General features: G+C 62.9%; 24 protein-coding genes. 12 read left to right on the top strand and 12 right to left on the bottom strand.

What is annotated here, in order from left to right:
- Window positions 1–33: 33 nt before the first annotated feature.
- The 4 genes from AB7C87_RS05035 to AB7C87_RS05050 form a co-directional block, all read right to left on the bottom strand.
- Window positions 34–600, bottom strand: a complete 567-nt coding sequence (locus AB7C87_RS05035; protein ID WP_369728303.1) for an 8-oxo-dGTP diphosphatase — start codon at window positions 598–600, stop codon at window positions 34–36.
- A gap of 68 nt (window positions 601–668) precedes the next feature.
- Complete coding sequence (locus AB7C87_RS05040) at window positions 669–4,445, bottom strand: UvrD-helicase domain-containing protein (RefSeq protein ID WP_369728304.1); 3,777 nt, start codon at window positions 4,443–4,445, stop codon at window positions 669–671.
- Window positions 4,438–5,619, bottom strand: coding sequence for a PD-(D/E)XK nuclease family protein (locus tag AB7C87_RS05045; protein WP_369728305.1), 1,182 nt, complete (start codon window positions 5,617–5,619; stop codon window positions 4,438–4,440). The genes AB7C87_RS05040 and AB7C87_RS05045 overlap by 8 nt, the downstream gene beginning before the upstream one ends.
- Window positions 5,612–7,804, bottom strand: coding sequence for a PD-(D/E)XK nuclease family protein (locus AB7C87_RS05050; RefSeq protein ID WP_369728306.1), 2,193 nt, complete (start codon window positions 7,802–7,804; stop codon window positions 5,612–5,614). Before AB7C87_RS05050 ends, AB7C87_RS05045 begins: the two co-directional genes overlap by 8 nt.
- 125 nt (window positions 7,805–7,929) lie before the next feature.
- Here AB7C87_RS05050 and AB7C87_RS05055 point away from each other — a divergent pair, with 125 nt between their 5' ends.
- Entirely contained in the window at window positions 7,930–8,337 is a 408-nt protein-coding gene (locus AB7C87_RS05055) for a CBS domain-containing protein (RefSeq protein ID WP_369728307.1), read from the top strand.
- Between the two features lie 225 nt (window positions 8,338–8,562).
- Here AB7C87_RS05055 and AB7C87_RS05060 read toward each other — a convergent pair whose 3' ends face one another.
- Window positions 8,563–8,910 (bottom strand): hypothetical protein, encoded by a 348-nt coding sequence (locus AB7C87_RS05060; RefSeq protein ID WP_369728308.1) that lies wholly within the window; start codon window positions 8,908–8,910, stop codon window positions 8,563–8,565.
- 161 nt (window positions 8,911–9,071) lie between these two features.
- Here AB7C87_RS05060 and AB7C87_RS05065 point away from each other — a divergent pair, with 161 nt between their 5' ends.
- The gene (locus AB7C87_RS05065; protein ID WP_369728309.1) at window positions 9,072–9,401 is read left to right on the top strand and encodes a hypothetical protein; all 330 of its coding nucleotides are present in this window, start codon (window positions 9,072–9,074) and stop codon (window positions 9,399–9,401) included.
- Between the two features lie 204 nt (window positions 9,402–9,605).
- Here the strand turns inward: AB7C87_RS05065 and AB7C87_RS05070 are convergent, their stop codons facing one another.
- Genes AB7C87_RS05070 through AB7C87_RS05080 form a run of 3 tightly spaced genes read right to left on the bottom strand, consistent with a single transcriptional unit; the run spans window position 9,606 to window position 10,902 of the window.
- The gene (locus tag AB7C87_RS05070) at window positions 9,606–10,616 is read right to left on the bottom strand and encodes a tyrosine-type recombinase/integrase (RefSeq protein ID WP_369728310.1); all 1,011 of its coding nucleotides are present in this window, start codon (window positions 10,614–10,616) and stop codon (window positions 9,606–9,608) included.
- Window positions 10,613–10,735 (bottom strand): hypothetical protein, encoded by a 123-nt coding sequence (locus AB7C87_RS05075; protein ID WP_369728311.1) that lies wholly within the window; start codon window positions 10,733–10,735, stop codon window positions 10,613–10,615. Before AB7C87_RS05075 ends, AB7C87_RS05070 begins: the two co-directional genes overlap by 4 nt.
- Window positions 10,732–10,902, bottom strand: a complete 171-nt coding sequence (locus tag AB7C87_RS05080) for a hypothetical protein (RefSeq protein WP_369728312.1) — start codon at window positions 10,900–10,902, stop codon at window positions 10,732–10,734. Before AB7C87_RS05080 ends, AB7C87_RS05075 begins: the two co-directional genes overlap by 4 nt.
- Window positions 10,903–11,515: 613 nt before the next feature.
- On the opposite strand from AB7C87_RS05080, the gene AB7C87_RS05085 reads away from it, so the two are divergent.
- Window positions 11,516–11,785: a winged helix-turn-helix domain-containing protein gene (locus AB7C87_RS05085; protein WP_369728313.1), complete on the top strand. Its 270-nt coding sequence runs from the start codon at window positions 11,516–11,518 to the stop codon at window positions 11,783–11,785.
- 10 nt (window positions 11,786–11,795) lie between these two features.
- Here the strand turns inward: AB7C87_RS05085 and AB7C87_RS05090 are convergent, their stop codons facing one another.
- A complete protein-coding gene (locus AB7C87_RS05090; protein ID WP_369728314.1) occupies window positions 11,796–12,590 on the bottom strand; it encodes a hypothetical protein in 795 nt (264 codons plus the stop codon).
- Between the two features lie 351 nt (window positions 12,591–12,941).
- Between AB7C87_RS05090 and AB7C87_RS05095 the strand changes: the two genes are divergently transcribed.
- Both AB7C87_RS05095 and AB7C87_RS05100 read left to right on the top strand, forming a co-directional pair.
- On the top strand, window positions 12,942–13,382 hold the full coding sequence (locus AB7C87_RS05095; protein ID WP_369728315.1) for a type IV pilin domain-containing protein: 441 nt from the start codon (window positions 12,942–12,944) through the stop codon (window positions 13,380–13,382).
- Between the two features lie 28 nt (window positions 13,383–13,410).
- Complete coding sequence (locus tag AB7C87_RS05100; protein ID WP_369728316.1) at window positions 13,411–13,851, top strand: type IV pilin domain-containing protein; 441 nt, start codon at window positions 13,411–13,413, stop codon at window positions 13,849–13,851.
- A gap of 45 nt (window positions 13,852–13,896) precedes the next feature.
- Here AB7C87_RS05100 and AB7C87_RS05105 read toward each other — a convergent pair whose 3' ends face one another.
- From AB7C87_RS05105 to AB7C87_RS05115, 3 genes are all read right to left on the bottom strand, one after another.
- The gene (locus AB7C87_RS05105) at window positions 13,897–14,154 is read right to left on the bottom strand and encodes a DUF7386 family protein (protein ID WP_369728317.1); all 258 of its coding nucleotides are present in this window, start codon (window positions 14,152–14,154) and stop codon (window positions 13,897–13,899) included.
- Window positions 14,151–14,372, bottom strand: a complete 222-nt coding sequence (locus tag AB7C87_RS05110) for a hypothetical protein (protein ID WP_369728318.1) — start codon at window positions 14,370–14,372, stop codon at window positions 14,151–14,153. The genes AB7C87_RS05105 and AB7C87_RS05110 overlap by 4 nt, the downstream gene beginning before the upstream one ends.
- Before the next feature lie 245 nt (window positions 14,373–14,617).
- Window positions 14,618–14,803, bottom strand: coding sequence for a DUF8053 family protein (locus AB7C87_RS05115; RefSeq protein WP_369728319.1), 186 nt, complete (start codon window positions 14,801–14,803; stop codon window positions 14,618–14,620).
- A gap of 111 nt (window positions 14,804–14,914) precedes the next feature.
- Here AB7C87_RS05115 and AB7C87_RS05120 point away from each other — a divergent pair, with 111 nt between their 5' ends.
- From AB7C87_RS05120 to AB7C87_RS05150, 7 genes are all read left to right on the top strand, one after another.
- Window positions 14,915–15,352 (top strand): DUF8023 family protein, encoded by a 438-nt coding sequence (locus tag AB7C87_RS05120; protein WP_369728320.1) that lies wholly within the window; start codon window positions 14,915–14,917, stop codon window positions 15,350–15,352.
- A gap of 130 nt (window positions 15,353–15,482) precedes the next feature.
- On the top strand, window positions 15,483–15,605 hold the full coding sequence (locus AB7C87_RS05125) for a hypothetical protein (protein ID WP_369728321.1): 123 nt from the start codon (window positions 15,483–15,485) through the stop codon (window positions 15,603–15,605).
- The gene (locus AB7C87_RS05130; RefSeq protein ID WP_369728322.1) at window positions 15,606–17,222 is read left to right on the top strand and encodes an Env/VP5 family phage fusion protein; all 1,617 of its coding nucleotides are present in this window, start codon (window positions 15,606–15,608) and stop codon (window positions 17,220–17,222) included.
- Between the two features lie 29 nt (window positions 17,223–17,251).
- Complete coding sequence (locus tag AB7C87_RS05135; RefSeq protein WP_369728323.1) at window positions 17,252–18,049, top strand: DUF8063 family protein; 798 nt, start codon at window positions 17,252–17,254, stop codon at window positions 18,047–18,049.
- A complete protein-coding gene (locus AB7C87_RS05140; RefSeq protein WP_369728324.1) occupies window positions 18,046–18,843 on the top strand; it encodes a hypothetical protein in 798 nt (265 codons plus the stop codon). Before AB7C87_RS05135 ends, AB7C87_RS05140 begins: the two co-directional genes overlap by 4 nt.
- Window positions 18,840–19,367 carry a hypothetical protein gene (locus AB7C87_RS05145; RefSeq protein WP_369728325.1) on the top strand — a complete coding sequence of 176 codons (528 nt, stop codon included), beginning with the start codon at window positions 18,840–18,842 and terminating at the stop codon, window positions 19,365–19,367. Before AB7C87_RS05140 ends, AB7C87_RS05145 begins: the two co-directional genes overlap by 4 nt.
- Window positions 19,364–20,545: a hypothetical protein gene (locus AB7C87_RS05150; protein WP_369728327.1), complete on the top strand. Its 1,182-nt coding sequence runs from the start codon at window positions 19,364–19,366 to the stop codon at window positions 20,543–20,545. Before AB7C87_RS05145 ends, AB7C87_RS05150 begins: the two co-directional genes overlap by 4 nt.
- The last annotated feature ends 153 nt before the right edge of the window (window positions 20,546–20,698 follow it).

Genomic DNA, 20,698 nt, shown 5'->3' on the forward strand with positions numbered 1-20,698 from the left:
GACTGCTATCCCGTGAAAATCCACAATCGACCGTCATCCCCCATCCACGGCGTCCTCGAGCGGGACGTCCCACTCGAGGTCGTGGTCGACGAAGTCGGCTTCGTCGAGGGGTTCGCCGCCCTCGAACGCGAACTCGCCGACGACCGTCCGCCCCTCGAGGACGCCGGGGAGCCAGAGCCGGTCGTCCTCCCACATCCGGTCGTAGGGCACGTCCTCGAGCGGGACCCACTCGGGGCGGGCCTCCGGCGATGGCCTCGGCTCGCCGGCGAACGACTCGGTGCAGTAGACGTGACAGAACGTGTGGCCCTCGCCGTCGAGGGAGAACGTCAACTCGGCCGCCTTCTCGAGGGCTGTGGGATCGATCTCGAGGCCGACCTCCTCGCGGGTCTCCCGGACGGCACACTCACGCGGCGTCTCGCCGTCCTCGAGTTTGCCGCCGGGTCCGTTGTACCACCCCTCGCCGAGTCCGCGTCGTTTCTCGATCAGGAGCACCTCTCGCCGTCGGCCCCCCGTCGCCCCGTCCGCAACGACTTCGCCCGAACCGCTCCCGTTCGCGCCGTCGACCCACCGAAGCGGGAAACAGAGCGTCGCTTCGATCATAGCGATCGGTTAGTCTCGACCCGGATAAAGCCCTCCGGAGTCGCGAATCGACGACGGGCGTCGACGGCTCAGTCGTCGTCGGCGACCGCGGGCGCGTACTCCTCGGGTCCACACCCAAGCGAGCGGTGCGGACAGTACCGACAGTGCACACCGGGGGACGTCTCCGCGTAAGACGGGTCGTCGACCGACTCGAGGGAGCCCCGGACGGTGGACCACGACGGCAACTCCGCCGGCTCGTAGAGATCGACGGCGGGCCCCGAGTCGCCGACGTAGACGTAGCCGACCGCCGTGATCGACTCCTCGCTCCATCGCTCGCAGGCTCGAGCGTACAGCGTCAACTGTGTCGCGTCCGCGGGATCGATCCGGTCGGCGGTGGCCTTGTAGTCGAGAACGACGAGATCGCCGGGAGCGCCGTCGATCGGCACGTTGCCGGCGTCGGCCGGCGGGAGCCGCCGGATCGAGTCGACGTAGCCGACGACCTCGCCCTCGAGGCCGGGGACGTCCGCGAGCGAGAAGGGGCGCTCGGCGGCGAGTTGTTCCCAGTCGGCGACCGGTCGGTCGAACCCGGGCGCAGTCGCCCGGAAGTACCGGTCGATACAGTCAACCACCGGCTCGCGATAGGCGGTGAGACCGCGAGCGGTGAGCTGGCGGATCGCCGCCTCGTGCCACTCCTCGCGAGTATCCAACCCACGATAGAACGCCTCCTCCGCGACGTCGTGGAAGACCGTTCCAACGAGACGAGAACTCGAGGTCGGCAAGCCGGTCTGATTCGACGCCGTCACGGTCGTCCCCTCGAGCGGATCGTCGATCGCACGGACGACGTGATCGAGGTAGTGTTTCCGGGGACAGGTATCGTGGGTCTCCATCGCTGTGTAGCTGTGGCGCATGGCGACCGGCAACTCCGAGGTGTTCGAGAGCGAGTCGATCGGGAACCGCGTGGTCTCGGCGGTCAGTGCCGAGAGCTGTCGGCCACTCGGTACTCGAATGGGGGGATCGGAGGACGGACCGATCCGTCCGAGGACGTCCGCGGCGTCGGCCGCGGGTAACAGCGACCCGTCGCGAAGCAACCGCCCCAGTCGGTGGACCGTTTCGATCGCCTCGCCGGTCTCGAGGGGTTCGACGGCTCGATCGCCGTACCCGGCGTAGTAGGTGATCGTCCCCGGACTCGAGTCCGCCGAGCGCGCGATCGCATCGGTTCGATCCGCGACGGTATCGGGATAGCTCTCGCGAACCCGCTCGAAGCTCTCGATCAGCGACGACCACAGCGCCATGCGCTCGCCGGCGACCGACCACTCGATCTCCGCGTGGAGACAGGCTTCTGCGGTCGAGACGCCGAGATCGTCCGCTCCACCGTCGTAGTCGTACGGCGAGCCGAAGACGAACAGGTGATTCTCGGCGCGGGTGAGCGCGACGTGAAGCACCCGCCACTCCTCGGCGACGGTCTCGGCCGCGAGATCGGTGAACAACGGCGAACCGGCGCCGTCGTCGAGCGTCGCCGCGAGCAGTCGATACCGGGCGCGTTCGGCGTAATCGTTCTCGACACACCACTCTTCGTCGGAGAGGTAGGGGACGAGCACCGTATCGAACTCGAGGCCCTTGGCCTGGTGGACCGTCATGACGTCGATCCGGTCGTCCGATCGCGTGCCGCGAGTGCGCTCGCGCTCGCTCCCGCGGAGGGTCCGTTCGAGGCCGTCGACGAACCCCGTCGAGAGCGACCGGATCGCCGCGTCGGACTCGTAGGCCTCGACGAAGCGCTCGAGTCGGTCGAGATCGGTTCGTTCCTCGGCCGTCAGGAACCACTCGAGGCGGGTCAGTTCGCGAAACCGGCGGACGAACCCCGGCAACGGGTAGACGTCGCGCATCGTCTCCAGTTCGGCGAGGTGGTCACGCGCCCGCTCGAGGCGTTCCGGACGCTCGAGAGTCACGGCATCGACGTCGAAGACGGCGTCGTACAGCGATCCGTCCCGACGCTGGAGCCCCTCGAGGTCGTTCTCGGGGAGTCGATATCGGTACAGCAACACGCGCCGGAGGTGGGCGTCCGCGCCGGGATCGACGAGCACCCGGAAGTACGACAGCACCGTCTGCACGCCGGGTGCGATCTCCCCGCGCGGCGAGCGCGAAATCTCGTAGGGAATCCGACGTTCCTGGAGCGCGTCGGCGATAGCCTGTGCGTGGCGGTTCGTCCGGACGATGACGGCGATGTCGGCGAGCGACCGTCGGGGAACGTTCTCCGACTCGCCGTTCAACAGCCTCGAGACCGCCGTCGATACCTGTTCGGGCGTCGAGAGCCCGAGTTCGTCGCTCTCGACTTTGACGACGCGATCCGGACGGGGATTCGGATCACCGCCAGTCGCCGGGTCGGCGTCGCCGTCCGTCCGCTCGCTTTCCCCCATCGGCGGTTCGCCGTACGTCCCGGGCTCGCGGTCGACCTCTCGCAACGTCTTCGATGACTGTGTGCCGTACTCGCAGTAATTTGCGAGATCCAGGATCTCCTGGCGCGATCGGAAGTTGAGCCCGAGTTCGATCGATTCGTGGTCGTCGTAGGCGTCGGCGAGCCTGTCGAGTCCCTCGCGGTCGGTGCCACGCCAGCCGTAGATCGCCTGGTCCTTGTCGCCGATCGCGAGCAGGTCGGGCCGGTCAAGGCCGCTGGTGAGCGCCGTAATCAGCGCAAACTGCGTCTCGTCGGTGTCCTGGAACTCGTCGCAGTAGACGTGCTCCCACCGAGTCGCGATCTCGTCGGCGATCGATTCTTCCGTGGGAGACTCGTTCGCTCCGCCTCCAGCGATTCGTCCCACCTCACCATCACCGCGGACCAGCCCCGTCGCCGTCCGCACCAGTTCGTCGAAGTCAAGCGCACGTTCCTCGCCGAGGTGCTCGTGATAATCCGCGTAGACGTCCGCGTAGTGACGAGCCAGTCGGAGGAACTCGACGTAGTGTTTCAGCCGCCCGAACGGGCTCTGCTCGAGCCGGTCGGTTCGTCTCCCCCAAATTTCGTTGCCGAATAGCGCGCGCGGAAGCTGTTTGGTCGTCGGCTCGTCGAGCGAGAGCGCCTCGATCGTGTTCGTCACGCACTGCTGGAGTAGACGGAGGTAACGGTCGACGTCACGAACCACCTCGTCGTCGCGAAACTCCGCCGGTGCCTCGGCGATCTTCTCCCGACAGAACGAGATGAGCGTGCCGTACTCGACCAGTGATTCGCGGCCCGCCTCGAGGTGTTCCTCCCGATTAAAGAACCTGAACGCCTCGTTGTCGAACGATAGCTCCTCGCTCGCCTGGCGCTCGAGCCAGAGCACGAACTCGGTCAACAACTCGAGGGTCCGGACGTCGGGAAGGGTCGCCCGTAGCGTCTCCGGCGTGACGTCCTCGCGGCTCATCGTGCGGACGAATCGATCGACGGCGTCGACGAGGTCGACCGCCGAGCCGTCGCCGCCCGACGCGGCCGCGAACTCGTACTCGTTCTCGGCGAGTAAGCGACCGACGATCCGGCGACGCTTGCGTTCGGTGACCACCTCGAACTCCGGGGAGTAGCCCACCGCGTAGGCGTACTCCCGGACCAGTCGATAACAGAACGAGTGGTAGGTATGGACGTCGATCGCCGCCGCGGTCTCCGGGTCGAGGCGGTCGGCGACAGCGTCGCGGATGCTCGCCGCCGCCTCGTTGGCGAACGTCAACACCAGCACCTCGTCGGGGTCGATCTCGCCGCGTTCGATCGCACGCTCGAGGCGGGCAAGCATCGTCGTCGTCTTACCGGTGCCCGCGCCGGCGTCGACGGAGAGACACGCGACGCGGCTCTCGATGACGGCTCGCTGGTTGCCCCTCGGCTCGAGCCCGTCGTCTTCACCCATCGAACTGCACCTCCGAGGCGATACGGTCCTGACAGCAGACCGCGTAGCCACAGTCGGGACAGGCCGCCCGCTGGACCTGTTCCCACCGATCGGTGGGGTCGAACTTCCCGGCACGTATGCGGCCGACGATCGCGGCGAGGCGACCGTCGACCGTCTCGTTTCGGTGTTCGTGGGTCATGGCGTAGGCGTGCTGGTCGACGTAGACATCCGTGAGATCCGTGATCTTGACGCTCGTCTCGACGGATCCGCGGACCCAGTTGACCGACGTTCTCGAGCGGTCCGCAAGCGGGACCCGAACGTATCGACACGTCTTCCCACCGAGGCCGAGTCGATCCCGGAGGCTTCGGAGACCGCCGAGGACGACCGCCGTCTCGAACAGCGCGCCAACGGCCTCGGGGTCGTAGACGTCGCTCTCGCGGTCGAAGTGGTCGACGAAGTGGCCGGCGACGTCGCCCTTCCACCGGGATCGATACCGGAGGAGTCCGAGCGACGCGAGCGTCGGCACGAACCGGGCCGCGACGAGCGACGAGCCGTCGCGGAAGACGTAATCGACGTCGGCCTCGATCTCGATCGGGGACGGATCGTCACCAGGTTCCGAACCGGCGGATTCCGCGGTTTTCGACGGGGACACCGTTCGCGAAAGCGTGAGGCCAGGGCCGACGAGGTCGGCACACGTCACGTCGGCGCCGACACACTGCTCGAGCCCGGCGGCGTGGTCCGTTCCGACCGCCTCGACGTACGCCCGGAGCGTCGCCTCGAGCACCGTCCGCTCGTGTCGGCGTTGGGTCCGGGAGTGAAACCGTTCGTCGTGGTCTCCCCACAGCTCGGCCAGTCTCGTCAGACCGGCCTCGAGGAGCGCGCCGTGGGTGGTCTTCCCGGTCCGCAACGCCGCACAGATCGCTCGTCGGAGCAAATCGACGCGGTCGGAACCGTCGCTCTCGTCAGCGGATTCGAGGCCGTGGACGCGGGCGAACTCGTATTGGCGCGGACACCGGAGATAGGTCCCGATCCCGTCGATCGAGAGCGGTTCTTCGGGACGGTTCCAGGGGCGTTCGTCGCCGGGACCAGCGGGCCGCTCGTCGCTCGAACCGTCGTTGTGTGTTCCGTCCGAACCGCCACCATGTGTTCTACCCGCCCCGTCGTTGCGCGTTTCGCTCGAGCCGCTGTCACTCATCAGAAATCACCTCGCCCGCGGCGAACTCGAACTGTGAGCGAATCGCCGCCGCGAGGTCGGGATCGACGTCGTCCTCGAGGACGAGCGCGATTTCACAGAACAGCGCCTCCGTCGCGCCGAGATCCGCCTCACCCCCGGTACTCGCCTCGCGAAGCACCCGCTCGAGTTCGCCACGGGGTTGTGCTAAGATCGTCTCGACGGCGGTCGACGCGCCGCGGACCGCCGCAGTCGCGTCGTCGGTGACGTCCTCGAGTTCGATTCCGGACGTCGAGTCGATCAGTGTGAGATAGCGCGATTCGTCGTACGTTCGACGGAGGCCGCCGGAGCCTCGTTCGTACGAACAACAGTAGAGGACGCTTCGGGCCGCCCGCGATCCGAGTGCGAGCCGACGACGCGAGCGCTGGGCGTGGTATCGTTCGAATGGGGTCCCGACGCCGTCGTCACCCGACGCCGGCGCGAACGTCGATTCGACGTCGGCTGGTGAGAGGTCGGTGACGGCCGGGTAGGTCGACATCTCGTGAAGCCAGGCCGTCGGAAATAACTGGGTGAGAAACTGCTCTCCCGGGTAGGTCTCGTCGATCAGATCGAGGACGAAGACGGCCGCCCGAGAGTCGTACTTCAGGTCCTCGATCGGCCGAACCGCCACGCCGCCAGTCGGCGATCGGGCTTCGACCGTGTGGACGTACGGTGCATCGTATCGGATCGTTCGCCGGAGCATCCGCCGCAGTCCCTGCCAGTCCGGGCCCACGAGATCGGTCTCCTCGACGAAGCGAGCAATCTCGAGCACCCGTCGGACCCCCTCGTACTGTTCGCGAGCGTCGACCCACTCCTCGGTTGCGCCGATCCGTCCCTTCAGATCGGTCTCGAGTATCCACCGCGCGAGCGACCGCGAGACGCCGGCGCCCGAACACGCCTCGAGTAAGGCGGGCGAGAAATCGTCGACGCGCGCTCGGAGGCGCTCGAGTGCGGCGTCGTGGTCGTCGTCCCGGTGGCGCTCGCGTCGATCGGCTTCCGCGCCGCCACGGTCACGATCACACTGGACCGTCACGAACGCGAACAGCTCGTTGACCGCCGGGTCTTCGGCCAGCGACGGCGTCCCGATCGTCGCCGTCGGGACGCCCGCTTCGCGAAGCGATCGCCGCGTCTCGGGAACCCGCTCGATTCGCGGGACGGCGACCGCGAACTGGTCGTATCGCCAGCCGTGGCGCTCGCGCAACGACCGAATCTCGGTCGCCACGGCCCGGAACTGATCGCGTGCGGTCCGCGTCCGGATTCGTTTCGCCCGACCCGACCGTCCCGCGGGCGATTCGCCGGTCGCGAGAAATCGCGTTAGTGCGTCGTGTGGAGCCTGATCCTCGGATCGACTACCCTCGGCCGTCTCCTCGAGCGTCTGGATCTCGAGGCCGGCGCCGACGACGTCCCCGATCCGGCCCCTCTCGACGCGAGTCCGGTCGACGCTGGCGTGGCGTTCGCCGAGACAGACGAGGTCCGCGTCGGCGGAAAGCGCAGCGAGATACCGACGATCCAGCCGGCGGTACTCCTCGAACTCGACGGCGAGGACGGCGTCGATCGAATCGGTCACGCGCGCCCGGAGCCCGTCTGCATCGGCCTCGAGTAACTCGACCGCGCGGGGGATCACGTCCGCCCGCTCGACGTAGTCGCGGCTCGCGATCTCCTCGTGAAACCGGTCGTTGATCGCGTAGAGGAACGCGAGACAGTCGTGTGGCGTCTCGTCCGCACGCTCGAGGTCGTCGAGGCGGATCCCCTGTCGGGTCGCCTCGAGCAACAGCTGGCCGACGTCGCGGACGAAGCTCTCGTGGGCCGACGCCCGCTCTATGTACGCCGGGACGTCTCGACTCGTGCCGTCGATTACGAGCGAGATGAGTTCGATCCGCTCTTCGTACTCGAGGCGGTCGAGCGTCGGGTCGAACTCCTCGACGACCTTGGAGGCGTGTTCGGGCACCGATTCGATCCGGGGCGAACGCGGCGAACTCGTCGCCGCGACGTCGGCGAGTGCTTCCTCGATGCGCTCGAGCCCGGCGGGGTGGCGTTTCAACACGAGCACGTTTCGGGGCCCGTACTCGTCGGCCAGGGTGGCGTACTCGGCGGCGATCGAATCGACGGGATCGCCGCTCGGCCCCGATCGGAGTTTGCACGTCCCCTCGAGCGGAAAGTCGGCGGACATCTCTGGTACGTCACCGAGTATGTTCGAATTCCTATTTAAAGGTAGGCTGAGCGTCCGGTGGAGTGATCAGTGGCGCAATCCGCCGATTCGACAATCCTTATACTGTGTAAGCAGAATAATACAGTATGCAAGACATTTTCGTCGCGCGAGTCATGTCGACGTCGCTTCGGACGGTAACGCCCGATACGCTCGTCGAGGACGCGGGTCAGGTGATGCTCGAGAACGACATCGGGTCCGTAATCGTCGTCGACGACGACGGCCACCTCGAGGGAATCCTGACGACGACCGACTTCGTCGATATCGTCGCACAGAGCCACCCGAAGGCGGATACGACGGTCTCGCGGTACATGAGCACCGACGTCGTGACGGCCTCCGCCCAGGACAGCATCCGCGACGTCGCGGATCTGATGGTCGAACGCGGGTTCAAACACGTCCCCGTCGTCGACGAGGAAGCGGGTGCGATCGGAATCGTCACCACGACGGATCTCGCCTCGTACCTCTCGCGACTCCACTCGCCCAGCCCCGAGGAGTAGCCAGGGACGTCCGGTCGACGCTGCCGTTCGATCGGCGTGAATATCTGTTCAGACGGGCTCCCGTTCGTCGATACTGACCTGATCTCCGACGAAATCGTCCCGTCACCCGACGCCAGACGAAGCCATATCGTTACCCGACGCCAGACGAGATCGTACCGTCGTTCGTGACACCACCGCTCAGAGAGACTGTTGGAAATCGTTCTAGCGGTCCCGATCAGTCGCGGGTTAGAGCCGATCGTCAGCCGAGCTATCAGTTTCGGCCTCGGTTTCGCCCATCCATCGAATCGTCTCGTCGAGGAGATCCCGAAGCGCCCGGCCCTCCTCGAGCGTCAGTGTTACGTCCGCGTGGCCGGTTCCGTGATCGCCGGCCATCGCGTCGACGCTCAGCAAGATCAATCCGTCACCGTCCGTATCCGGCCGCACGGAGAGGTCGCCTCGGTCCGGATACTCTCGGGGAGGGCCGATCTCGAGGTCGTACTCCCCGCGCGTGACGCCAACCCTAACTCGGTCGGAGTACTCGAGGTCGAACGAATCCGTCGGAACGTCCCGACCATCGTGGCTGTCGTTCACCATACACGGAACGTGTCGCTCCGAGGACTTGGCTGTACGGACGACGCAGTACGTGTCGTCGGTTTCCGAACGCGCTCCTCAGAGTGGACAGGGGCGCCCGTATCAATCCTGTCGTGGTACACGCCAGTCGTAATGGAGGTTCCGCTACGAGCCTCTACCCGAGTATGTCCAACACGCCGCCGTCGCCTTCCATCACGTCCCCGTCGCCGAACGAACTCGATCGCGACGACCACGTCGTCGCGACCACCCCACAGCTCGTCGCGAGCATCGAATCGTCGACCGGCCACCGATTCGACGAGACGGCCCTCGAAGAACTGTTGCTCGAACTCGATCGAGCCGGCTATCTCGAGTGGGTGACGGTGACGCGAACCGGTGACTACGTCTGGGATCTCACCGACACGCCGGATCGGATCGCCACCGTCGTCGCCGAGGCCGTCGTCGAACGACTGTGTTCGTGGGTCGTGGCATCAGGACACGAAGCGTCAGAGCCGTAGGTCGATCGTTGACGATCCCGGATCGGACTGCCAATCCCAGATCGTACGGACCACCGGACGTTCGACACTACCGACAATCGGAAATCGAACGGTGAAGACTCCCAGTGAGTCCACGACTGAACGAGCGAAGCGACGTGAAAAAGTGGACTCGCCGGGATGCACGTTCGGTCACTATACTGGTGGTTTTGGTTGAATATCTCATATTTATGACAAGTTCTTCTTCCGCACTTCCATCTTTTCGCGCTCGGTGCGTGCATCGTAGTGCTCATACAGGACCTCGAGCGAGACGTCCATCCGCTCGCTCACGACCTCGGGAGTCGTGTCCTGATTCAAGTGATGCGTGATTGCTCCCCGCCGGACCGCGTGAGGCGATCGTGCTGACGGGCACTTCGAGAGACTCGCACTCTGTCCTCGAGCTTCGCAAGAACTGGGTGTCCGGTCGTGTGGACACTCGCCGTAGGTACACGGGTGCAACGCTCGAGTGACCCACTTGTAGATCGTGTCGCCTTGAGGCCGGGTCCCGAGCCGTGTCGTGAAAAGCGGCTCACGACCGTACTCGTCGACAACTTCCGTCCGATCCGGGTTGTCACGGTAGGCCTCGAGAACGGCGAACCACTTCGGCCCGAGGTAGACCCAGCGGTTCCCACTCTCGCCGTTCTTGAGTTTCGTCCCCTCGTCGATTCGGTGCTCAACCCGAACCGCGTGCTGGTCCGGCTCCAGGTCGTCGACGTCGATCGAGCGTGCCGCACTCCGGCGCATTCCGGTCCGCCAGAGAAGCGCCAACAGAGCGTGGTCTCGAGAGCCGTAGTGGTGCCGGTCGAAGTACTCGAGGGCCATCTTCGCCCGGTCAGGTGCGAGGAAGACGTCTTTCGACTCGGCACCGTCCGGTAGCTCCGGCGCGTGCAGTTTCTCGGCGAGCCCATCGGTGACGGCCTCGATGTCGGCCCACCACCGAAGCGCCTGCCGAACGCTACTGAGTTGTTTCTGAAGCGTGATCGGCGCGACGTCGACCCGTCGCCAGTCGACGAAATCGGACAGTTGGCGGCCGTCGAGGTCGTTCAAATTGTCAACGTCCCGTTCGTCGCACCACTCGAGAAACACCGAGAGACGGTGCTTCGCGTTGCGGTACGACGACTCCCGCACTCCCGGCCGGTGGTGGCGAAGGAATCGGCTCACACCTTCGTCGGGGGAGAGCGGTTGCAGATCGTCGCTCACTCCGACCCCTCCTCGAGCGCGTCGGCGACTCGCTCCAAATCGGCGGCGATAGCCTCGAGCCGTTCGGCCATCACGATCTCCGGCGGATCCTCCGGGGTGTGGAACTCGTATCGTCTCACGCTTGACCGCCACCAGCTTCGAGATCGCGCTCGCGAACCTGTTCGTACTCGGCGGTGATCTTCGCCGCGCAGGATTCGCAGACGTAGCCCTCGGGAGTGATCGTCTCGGCGTCGCCAGAACAGGTCGGTGTATCGCAACCGCCGACACGGGCGGACTCAGAACTCATCGACCCACCTCGCGGCTGTCAGCGGGTTGATTGTAAGCGGTACTCTTACTGTATCGAAGCGTGCATTCGTGCATGGTCTCAGTGATTTGGGACCGCGGACTCACCGCACGCGTCGGTTGGTGGAACATCAGACGCGTGCGGTCGCTGTCCGTCGGTGCTTTGGTACGTCTCTGTGCTACCCTCTTAGCTACTGCCGTGCGGTTTCCGATTTTCCGATAGAATAGCGACTGCCGAATTACAGGCTCACTAACCTGTTTTCGAGCGTGTCGGTGATTTCCGATACTGTTTCCGATTCTTCTCGAGTCGGCCGTGGGCTGTGGGCCGCGGTCGATACTGTGCGGTCGATCGGGGGCTTTTTCCCCCGTTGCATCGTGCGATTGCATGCTTCCGTAGCTTGGATACGGAGGCCAGCGGGCCGGTGGCCCTAACACCGGGTCCGCGTTCTCTCGAAGACCCGGCCGGGTAGTGGCGGGTCCGTCTGACTTCCGTTACCTCTACCAGGAACGTGTGGGTATTAAATCTAATCCTATATGGTATCAGTCTCGATCCCAAATAGTATTGATCACGGGTGTGTCACCTGCAGTTATGATGACGAAGTGTGACACCCAAGTGAATGCGCCCGCTGGTACCGTGGATGACTAAATCCGATCCCGCGATTCTCGAGTTCTTCGAGGAAGTGGGGATTGCAATGCCACCAGCAGTCGTCTCGTATAATCTTGATGGAGTATCCCACCCAACAGTGAAACGCCGACTTCCGATTCTGGTTGATCATGGTCTTCTCGAGAAAGTCGACACGAATCGAGGATATTACGAGATCACTGATAGGGGGCGATCCTACCTCGAGGGAGAACTCGAGGCGACGGACTTGGAGCGAGACGAGTAATCCGACGGCCTCAGCGAACTGTCCCGAGAGCGCGCGAAGCGTCGGCAGAAATAATGATGTCGTGCTTTTTCAACCTCACTCCCCCGCCAGCGACGTCGTTGATTAGGTCTGAGAGTGCAGATAGGTAGGTTCGGTTTCGGTCTTCTCTGATGGTGAGCGTCCGTTTTTCGTCGTGTTCTATCGCCCGATTCTCGAGATACGCGTAAACGAACGTCTCGCGGACGTGTTCAGGACCCTCATCGAGATACGCTGGCAACTCGAGGCGCTGTTTTGACTTTGGGCCGACAGGTGCGCCGAGGATTGCGAGCGTCCGGCCGAGAATAGTACCGTCTTCGACCGGACGAACCTCATCACCCCGATTCGCACGATCGTCGATGACCTCGTACTCGACGCCAGCTAACTCGAGAGCGTCGAAGACGTGTGAGTCTTCGCCACGGTGATTGAGCGCAAAACTCGGCCGGTAGTACTCCTCCGCAATCGAGCCGCCGGAGAAGACGTTCGCGACGAGTGCGTTCAATCCGGTGAAAACGGGATCGTCAAACGAACACTCGAGCCAGCCGTAATCGAGAGCGACGTCGATCGCTCGAGCGGCATCGGGCATTCCGTCGCCGTCGACCCACGTTCGAATCCGACTCCGAGAGAGATCCAGTGCACTTGCGGTTGCGCTCGAGCCGACGTCGTGTTTGCTCGCATACCGAGTTGCCTCGCGGTACTCTTGGACGGCCATCGAGGCATCCTCATAGGAGCCGCCATCGTACGTCGCGGCGAGGTCTCGGGGTGTCACCAATGGTTCTTGCCTGCTCATAGCACCACTTGACACCCCACTTCAATAAGGGATAACGGTTGTGCGCCACCGTACGGATAATCGCAAGACGGCGTTGGTTCAATGGGGTGCTGTAACCCCTCTGGAAGGTCTTGATTATCAGTTCTGAAACCGATGTCGGACGGTTATTTTCCGGCCGAAATATACTAACGACTAATTATATATACTCGGGATTCACTCGTTGCTATCAGCACCAAATCGACGGCAGGAAGGAAGCGCCGGGTGGATTATGCTTACCCCCAATCCCCGGGCGCAAGCCGATGGTTCCACGTCGGCGCGCATAGGCTTTCCGGCTGTCGTGGGGTGCAATGGAAACAAAATTACACGATAACCATGGACGCAACAAAAATCCGCGACAAGTTGGTTGGTAGCAAAGACGAACGGGCAGTCTCGCCTGTCATTGGAGTGATCCTCATGGTGGCCATTACCGTCATTCTGGCCGCCGTGATCGCCGCATTCGTGCTCGACCTCGGTGGGAGCGTCGGGCAGGAAGCGCAGGCCGGTGTGACGATCGAAGTGGATGAATCGGCAGAAGAGGTCCAAGTTGAGGTAACCTCGCTTGGAAACGCCGACCACGTCAATCTGAGCGGAGATGTTGACGATGATAATCTCTTTGACGGAGAGGGTCTGAACATGACCGTCGGGGATACAACAACACTCACAGAGGGAGAGGACAACCTCTCGGCCAGTTCCGGGACCGTGACAGCGGTTGCTGTCATTGAGGAATCTGAGACCGAAACGCAAGTAAACAGCGAAGACTACGACTTCAGTTAACTCTTCCTCCCTCCTGTTTTATTCACCCATGATTAGGCAACAGTATCGGCACTATGACCAAGGAGTTTCACCGGTGGTCGGGGTAATCCTCGTTGTCGCTGTCACTGTGATCCTCGCGGCCGTTGTAGCGGGGCTCGTGCTCGATATCGGCGGTGACATCGAAGAGGAAGTCCAAGCGGGCGTCTCGATTACCGTTCACCACGACCCGCAGTACATCGACGTCCAGGTGACAACGCTCGGGAACGCCGACCGCATTAACGTTACCGGCGATCCCGCCGAGCACCTCGCATCGAGCGGGCCGAACGACCTTGACGAGGATGACCTCACCGAACTTGGGACGGGCGACAGCCTCCGGATCGCGGAGGGAGACCTCGAGAACCCGGACGGTCAACGCGGCACGATCGTCGCGGTCGGCGTGGCTGGCGAGCAAGAGACCCTGATCACGAGCGAAGACTACGACTTTCGCTAATCCTCATCTTCGTTCTATCTTTTCGAAACTGTACTGAGAGTCGCGTTATCGCCACTTGCTAACGACTGAGGTCCGATACCGAAGCCCGACAACGGACGTGTTGAATCGCTGGATCGTTTCAGGGTCCATCTCGCCTCGAGCGTCGTCGAGATTTCGCTCGTGTTCGATCAGATTCTCTAACGCCGCGTCGATCACAACGGACATCGGTGGGTCGTCGTACTCGTCGGCGGCGACGATCTCGCTGGCGCGCTCGAGCTTCCGCTGTCGTTCGTCGGTCAACTTGAGGCTGGTTCGCTTGGTCATGCGTCGACCTCCGTTCGATACCGGTAGACGATCGCAACCGCAAGAATGAGAATCGGCGCAACGATTCCGGTCGTCGCGTAGACGGCCGTCGCGATCCACAGTACCGCCCACACAATTGACGGAATAGCGGATCGGATTCGCCGAATCGCCTGTTTCTCGAGTGCCGTACGCGTTTCAGTGTCGATTGCTGGTGTCTCAGTCGTGGTTTCGTAGCTCATGGTTTAAGCGAGTGTATGCACGGGGGGTTGATTCGCGCCGCTCGCGGGTGAGTGACCGGTCGATTCTTTAAGTAAGGGGGGTCGCGGTCCGTGGCGATCGGCGCGGAGGCCCGCCGGATCGGCTCCGATTTGATGCACCTCGAACCGCAACCCAAGCCTCGAAGGTGCATACATCGAGGATTGTGTATACATTCTCGAGCAACCCCACGGGGTCGGGCTCGAGGACCGGGTTCCACAGAGTTCGCTCACGCCTCGATCTCCTCGACGCGCTCGAGCGTCCATTCGCCGTCGTCGACGTGACGGATGTGCAGGTGATGTTCGTCTCTGAGTTCACCGTTTTCGTCGAGTAGCCCCTCAATGCGGAGGTCGTCTTTCGGGAGCGTGATACCGTACGAATTTCGGTCCAATCGGCGTATCTTGTTCAGCGCCATATCCGGCGGGCAACCCGCCTTGGTATAAAGGTTGCTGACAATCTGTTTTACCAAGGTTTCGCCACGGTTTTACTCAGCTTTTCGACGGGATGGGTTCGACGGCTGGGCGTAATGGCTCTCAGCCTACCAACGAGCTGGGTCCCGAACGGACTCAGACGAGAAGACGGTGTAGACCTCACAGACAGCTTTCTCGCTCCGGTGTTCGTCGCCGCGACGATCGCCATGTCCCAGTTGTTCGTCTTCGAGACGGGCACCCTTCCGTGGGACTGGTCGTTCAACGACGTTCTCTGGGCGGCACACGGCACCGAAATCACCTGGGCGTTCGTCGTCTCCATGGTCGTCATCTTCACGGCCTGGGTCACTAACGGCCAGACAACCAGAGAGGACCTGACCGACCTCGAGTTCGTGATCGTCCTGCTGATGGTGATCTTGAATATCCTCTCGGCGCTCGTCCCGGCGGTCCAGGAGACGATGATCTCGATGTGGTACGTCGGGGTATTCATGGTGTTGCTGAACGGGGCCGGTTTCTGGATTATCGCCTACAAGTAACATGAGAGAAACATCGATATTCGACGGGAAGACGGCCGAGTGGTACAGTTCTGTGATCTCCGGATACATCGTCACCGCGTCGGCCGTCTCGATCGGCCTGACTGCTGTGATGGCCGCGGGGGTGGTCTGAATGCTGGTTGACCGACTCTCGAGGGAAACGTACGACATACTCGCGGCGCTCGGCGCGGTGACGGCGATCGTCGGTGGCGGGTACGTCGCGCTGATCCTCGCGACGGCCTGGGGGGTGATCTGAGTGCGGCCCACGCCCATCGCCCACCGCCTCGGGACCATCCTGCTCGTCGTTCTGCTGGTCGGCTCGCTCGTCGCTCCGGCGGCGATGGCGACGCCAGCGGCGGCCGACGACGGGAGCGTTGCCGAAGACACCGCACGAGAGGTCTGCGACTCTCCGGCCCGATTCCTCTACGGCTACCCGTGTGGTGTCGCGAACTTCGAGGACATCGACGATTCGCAAGGTGAGGATCGGATTGAGGCAGACATCTACGTCAACGTCCAGAGCACCCAGGAATCGTGGGATTCGACGAACATCCTACTCGGGAACTATCTCGAGGACACACCGGCGATCGCCTCGCTCGAGGCACGCGACGCGATCGCGACCTCGTGGGAAGACGGCGATACGACAACTGAAGCGGACATTGCCGCCAAGCAGGCCATCAACGACTACTACAGCCGGTTGCAGATTCAGGTGCTCGAAGAAACCTCGGCTCGCCACGCTGAACTCGCGTATCAGAACACGCAATCCCGTGAAATCGAGGGTGTCGAAGACGAGATGTTGCACACGACGGCCTCTCCCGGCAGTGGCTGGAGTACCGACGACCATTATTTCACCGGCAACGAGACGGAAGTGAGCTACGAACTCCGCAACGGGACCGTCCACAACTACACGATGCAGGAGAAGCACCTCGAAATCGAGGAAGACATCAGTGGGTCGGTCTACGACCGCTACCACACGCCTGCACTCGGCGAGGATTTCGGAGAGCCCAACGTCGGTTACGATAACACCAATGTCAACTGGGACGGCCGGTACATGTTGCTCAACCAGCCCGAGTACAACCTCGATAGTCAGGAAGCGTACAACTTGAGTGAACCTGAGCAACGTCTCGAAGAGATCGACGTCCAGGCGCAAACAGCGGTCAACAACTACGACGAGAACTTTACGGATGACCTCTACACCGGGCTTGACGAGGGAGATATCGATCCCGAAGACGTGCGTGGCGCGGAAGGGATCGTCCGCTACATGTCCGGCGATTCGGAGGTAACTGAAGAACGGTTCCGCATCGCACTCTCGTCCGTTCTCGGCCTGGATCACGGCGACCTCGACAGCACGATGGTTGTCTCGTACGACGGCTACACGGAGATCGACTACGAGTGGAACGAATCCGCCGAAACGCGGGAACCGACCTACTCCGAAGACGTCTCCGAGACGTACGAGGGTCTGCTGTTCGCCGGTGACGTCCCTGAAGACGGCTTCGAGGTGGACGAAACCTACCACACCGACGACCTCAACGGCACCGTCATGATGGCGACCGACAACGAGTCGATCTACTTCGAACACGGAGAGTTCGTCATCGAGGAGATGTACGACGCCGACGGTGATTCGGTCACCAACGTCACGTGGGATCGCCCCGACTACGAGACCTACAACGCCAGCGAGTACGTCGAACTGCTCGAGGAGATCGAAGAGCTACACGAGGAACTCGACGAGCGTGATGACGGAAGCAGTGGCGGCGTCGCACTGCCAGGAATCGGCGACATCGAAGATGCCCTCGGCGACCACGGCGGGGCGATCGTCGGCCTTCTCATTCTCGTCGGGGCCGTCGTAGTCATCGTCATCGTCGTTATCAGGCCCTAACCACCATGAACCGGATTTTTCACGTTGCGATGGCCGTAGCCGTCGCGCTCGCGATGGGCATGGGCGGTATGGGCACGGCGGCGGCGATCGCCGACGACAGCACCGAGACGAACGAAACCGACGCCGGAGTCATCGATGAGATCCGCGGCCTGCTCGAGGACACCGACCAGGCGGACAGCGACGAACCCGACGGCGAAGACGCAACAGAGGCAGACGACTCGAGCAACCTGCATTCGATTCTCGAGCGGACCGACGCCGAGAATGCGTCGTACCAGCAGGTCGAGACGGTCGACAACTGGGCGACCGACGAGCAACGCGAGGAACTCTCCGACGATGAACGAGAAGAACTCGAGGCGTGGTTAGCGGCCGCGCCCGATCCCGACGACCGGATTCCCGACGACTACGTGCGTGAGATCGACTCCGAGACGTACATCACCGGTTGGGAATTCACCGACGGCCAGTTCGTCGTTCACATCTTCGCCTTGGAGTCGACGACGGTAACGATGGCCGAAAGCGCCGACTGGGAGGAAGGCAGTGGCGAGTATCGAACGATCGTCGAAGAGATCGACGACGGAGAGAACACGGTGTACGTCGACACGTTCGCCGGTGAGAACGATGGCGTAGCGCTGTCGTTCGCTACCCAACTCTCGATGGAAGAACAGCGCGGACCGTACATCAGCACCGGCACACAGGGCGAGCAAGACCCGTTCCGGCACTTCGGCGGAACGAGCGGACTGTTCTCCGGTGTCGTAATGACGACCGGGTTAGCCGCGCTGGGCGCGGTGATCGTCGTTCGGAGTGAAGAAAGCGGGGTGGTCAAGGCATGAACGACCGACTCAGCGGCACGTTCGGTTCGTGGTCTGACCGACTGACGTACATCGCCGCCGAAGGCCAGCTCGTCGTTCTCGGCGTGCTCGTCTCACTCGGCGCGGCGCTCATCTGGTTCCGTCCATCGGTGCCGGGGATTCCGCCGATCGTCTTCGGCTGGATGGCGGCGCTCTTGCTCCTGGGGCCGCCACTGCTCGCGCTGTTCGTCACCGGCGCTCGCTGGCTCCGCAACCGGGACATGGTGCCCGTACACCACATCAACGGCGTCACCGACGTTCGTGAGAAGTACTACGTCGAGCCGGAAGCGTGGGAAAACAAGACCGTCGAAGGACCGTCGCCGTACTGGTGTGACGAGAGCGAAGTCTGGGAAGTTCGCGAGTTCGAGTGGTACGAAGACACTGAAACGCTGGTCGTCACGGGTTGCTACTTCAGCCAACTCGCGGACTCGAAACTCGTCACGGTCAAGGCCATGCTCGAGGACATCCACGGCGACCTGATTCGGACGGCGATCGCCTACAACCGGCTTCGAGCGCGAATCTCGAAGATGGGCGTCGAGATCGAACGCGACTCGATCAACGCCCAGGCCGAAGCCGACGAGCGCGGGTTGATGACGAAGAAAACCAGCGTGAAAGACCGCTTCGAAGCGGCCGAAGACGACGCTGACGAGTGGAATACGGACGAAATGAAGGACCTCGGAGACTACGAACACGACTTCGATCCGACCGAGCCGACGGCACCGATCACGATGGACAGCGGCCACGAGGCCGCGGCGACCGACGGGGGACTCGAATGACCGACGGGAGTGAGCAAGCGATCGACCGGCGTTCACTGCTCTCGAGCATCGTCGCATCGGCGGCGCTCGCAGGCTGTGTCGAGGGTGAAGACAGCGAGTTCGTCATCCCGGCACCGCCGCCACCGGAGGACAGCCACGGCGACGACACGGACAGCGAGGAAAACAGCGACAGCGACTCAGATATGACAGAATACGAGGTCGACATCACGGCAGGAATCGGAGAGCAAGAACAGCTACTCGAGTTCCCCGGCGATTCATCGACGAATCAGGTCGCGGAGCCAACCGGCGTGTTCGCTACCGAACTCGAGGTCGATCACAGCGGCGACCAGGACATGGAGATCTCCCTGACGCTCGCGGACGGCCGGGAGATCGAACACGACGAGTTCGATTCGGGAAGCTACTCCTACGAGTTCGATCCCGGCCGAATCGTGGAAATCGACTGGTCTGCATCGTTCCCCGGTGGTGGACTCGACGCCTGGATCACCCCTGTCGGCCTTCGCCTCGAGCTTGGTGATGAGATATGAGTGACGATTCCACAGCGGACCAGCAAGCGCTGTTCACGACCGCACAGGCGCGCGAGCACCAAGAGGGGTACAGCGACCGGCCGAACCGGGAAATTCACGATCACGGCGGTATCGTCCGCGACGAGCACGTCTCTCGAGCGATGTCGATCCGATCGATTCACTACGATCCGCTCGAGGCCGACCGGCCGGACAAGATGCCAGGGCAGGCGAAAGACCTCGAGAAACACCGCCAAATCCGCATGGTCGAAGGGACTGAAACCTTCCGGAACGCACTCGAGCACGGCGATATACCCACAATCAAGCACATGGTGGGTGACTCGTCACAGCGGGCGGACATCTCGGGGCTGAAGGCGATCGGGAAGGTAGATGAACTGATCGACGGCCCGGCTCCCGTCGTCGTCGTACTCGGAGAAATGGGGGCAGGGAAGACCGATTTCGCCTGCCTGCTCGCCCAGCGATGGCGCGCACTCCACTCGGAACAGTCGCTTCTCGGGACGAACATCCAGAGTCTCGAGGAAAAGAACCGGTGGGTAGACGACGACGGCGACGTGCAAGACGGCTGGGTTCCCGACTACGGAACGCTGATGGAGTGGGTCGAACAGGACGGCGATCCCCTCGAGCACGCCCAGCGACCCAAACTGTTCATCGGTGACGAGTTCTCGAGTGCGGCCAGCGGAAGCGGGAAGCAGGGCTACGAAACCCGTCAGAAGATGGCTCCGCTGGTCTACAAGATCCGCAAGTACGGCGGGGCACTGATCTACATCGCTCACGGCGAGCGTTCCATTCATCCGATGCTGTGGCGCGTCGGCACGATCGTCAAGAAGGTCTCGAAGAAGAAAGCCGTCATCGCAGACTCGATTCGCAACGCCGAACTGGCCGATATTCACGGCCATATCGAGGGCGTTCCGCCGACGGACTTCCGGTACAACACGAAAGAGGCGTCGGACTGGTCGTGGTCGGCCTACGGCGACGAAACCGACGATCTCGCGGCCGACGAGGCGGCCAAGATGACGGCGATCTGGACGGTGATCCGGTGCAAAGAGGAAGGCATGACGGATCGTGAAACCGCTCGATTCGTGCCGTACAGCCACGGATGGGTCAATTCCCGGTGGAACGAATACCGAAACGACGGTCTGCACACTGAGACGCTTGGCAAAGTCGAGGAGGTAATCGGATGACAGCGCCGGGGTGGTTAGCTGGTTACGGTTACACACCCCCCGTTACAGTACAGCCCATTGGCCCATGCCCATCGCTCGCTCCCGTCGGTCGCGAGGCGTCCGATGGGCGGACGGCGAGAAGTGCGGAGGAGTTGATATATATCGGCGCGCGTA

It is taken from the genome of Natrarchaeobius versutus (assembly GCF_041205745.1).
Lineage (GTDB): Archaea > Halobacteriota > Halobacteria > Halobacteriales > Natrialbaceae > Natrarchaeobius > Natrarchaeobius versutus.

Bases quoted from the DNA above. Each gene is read 5' to 3' on its own strand.
- AB7C87_RS05035 (WP_369728303.1), bottom strand. From the start codon at position 600: ATGATCGAAGCGACGCTCTGTTTCCCGCTTCGGTGGGTCGACGGCGCG.
- AB7C87_RS05040 (WP_369728304.1), bottom strand. From the start codon at position 4,445: ATGGGTGAAGACGACGGGCTCGAGCCGAGGGGCAACCAGCGAGCCGTC.
- AB7C87_RS05045 (WP_369728305.1), bottom strand. From the start codon at position 5,619: ATGAGTGACAGCGGCTCGAGCGAAACGCGCAACGACGGGGCGGGTAGA.
- AB7C87_RS05050 (WP_369728306.1), bottom strand. From the start codon at position 7,804: ATGTCCGCCGACTTTCCGCTCGAGGGGACGTGCAAACTCCGATCGGGG.
- AB7C87_RS05055 (WP_369728307.1), top strand. From the start codon at position 7,930: ATGCAAGACATTTTCGTCGCGCGAGTCATGTCGACGTCGCTTCGGACG.
- AB7C87_RS05060 (WP_369728308.1), bottom strand. From the start codon at position 8,910: ATGGTGAACGACAGCCACGATGGTCGGGACGTTCCGACGGATTCGTTC.
- AB7C87_RS05065 (WP_369728309.1), top strand. From the start codon at position 9,072: ATGTCCAACACGCCGCCGTCGCCTTCCATCACGTCCCCGTCGCCGAAC.
- AB7C87_RS05080 (WP_369728312.1), bottom strand. From the start codon at position 10,902: ATGAGTTCTGAGTCCGCCCGTGTCGGCGGTTGCGATACACCGACCTGT.
- AB7C87_RS05085 (WP_369728313.1), top strand. From the start codon at position 11,516: ATGCGCCCGCTGGTACCGTGGATGACTAAATCCGATCCCGCGATTCTC.
- AB7C87_RS05090 (WP_369728314.1), bottom strand. From the start codon at position 12,590: ATGAGCAGGCAAGAACCATTGGTGACACCCCGAGACCTCGCCGCGACG.
- AB7C87_RS05095 (WP_369728315.1), top strand. From the start codon at position 12,942: ATGGACGCAACAAAAATCCGCGACAAGTTGGTTGGTAGCAAAGACGAA.
- AB7C87_RS05100 (WP_369728316.1), top strand. From the start codon at position 13,411: ATGATTAGGCAACAGTATCGGCACTATGACCAAGGAGTTTCACCGGTG.
- AB7C87_RS05105 (WP_369728317.1), bottom strand. From the start codon at position 14,154: ATGACCAAGCGAACCAGCCTCAAGTTGACCGACGAACGACAGCGGAAG.
- AB7C87_RS05110 (WP_369728318.1), bottom strand. From the start codon at position 14,372: ATGAGCTACGAAACCACGACTGAGACACCAGCAATCGACACTGAAACG.
- AB7C87_RS05115 (WP_369728319.1), bottom strand. From the start codon at position 14,803: ATGGCGCTGAACAAGATACGCCGATTGGACCGAAATTCGTACGGTATC.
- AB7C87_RS05120 (WP_369728320.1), top strand. From the start codon at position 14,915: ATGGCTCTCAGCCTACCAACGAGCTGGGTCCCGAACGGACTCAGACGA.
- AB7C87_RS05125 (WP_369728321.1), top strand. From the start codon at position 15,483: ATGCTGGTTGACCGACTCTCGAGGGAAACGTACGACATACTCGCGGCG.
- AB7C87_RS05135 (WP_369728323.1), top strand. From the start codon at position 17,252: ATGGCCGTAGCCGTCGCGCTCGCGATGGGCATGGGCGGTATGGGCACG.
- AB7C87_RS05140 (WP_369728324.1), top strand. From the start codon at position 18,046: ATGAACGACCGACTCAGCGGCACGTTCGGTTCGTGGTCTGACCGACTG.
- AB7C87_RS05145 (WP_369728325.1), top strand. From the start codon at position 18,840: ATGACCGACGGGAGTGAGCAAGCGATCGACCGGCGTTCACTGCTCTCG.
- AB7C87_RS05150 (WP_369728327.1), top strand. From the start codon at position 19,364: ATGAGTGACGATTCCACAGCGGACCAGCAAGCGCTGTTCACGACCGCA.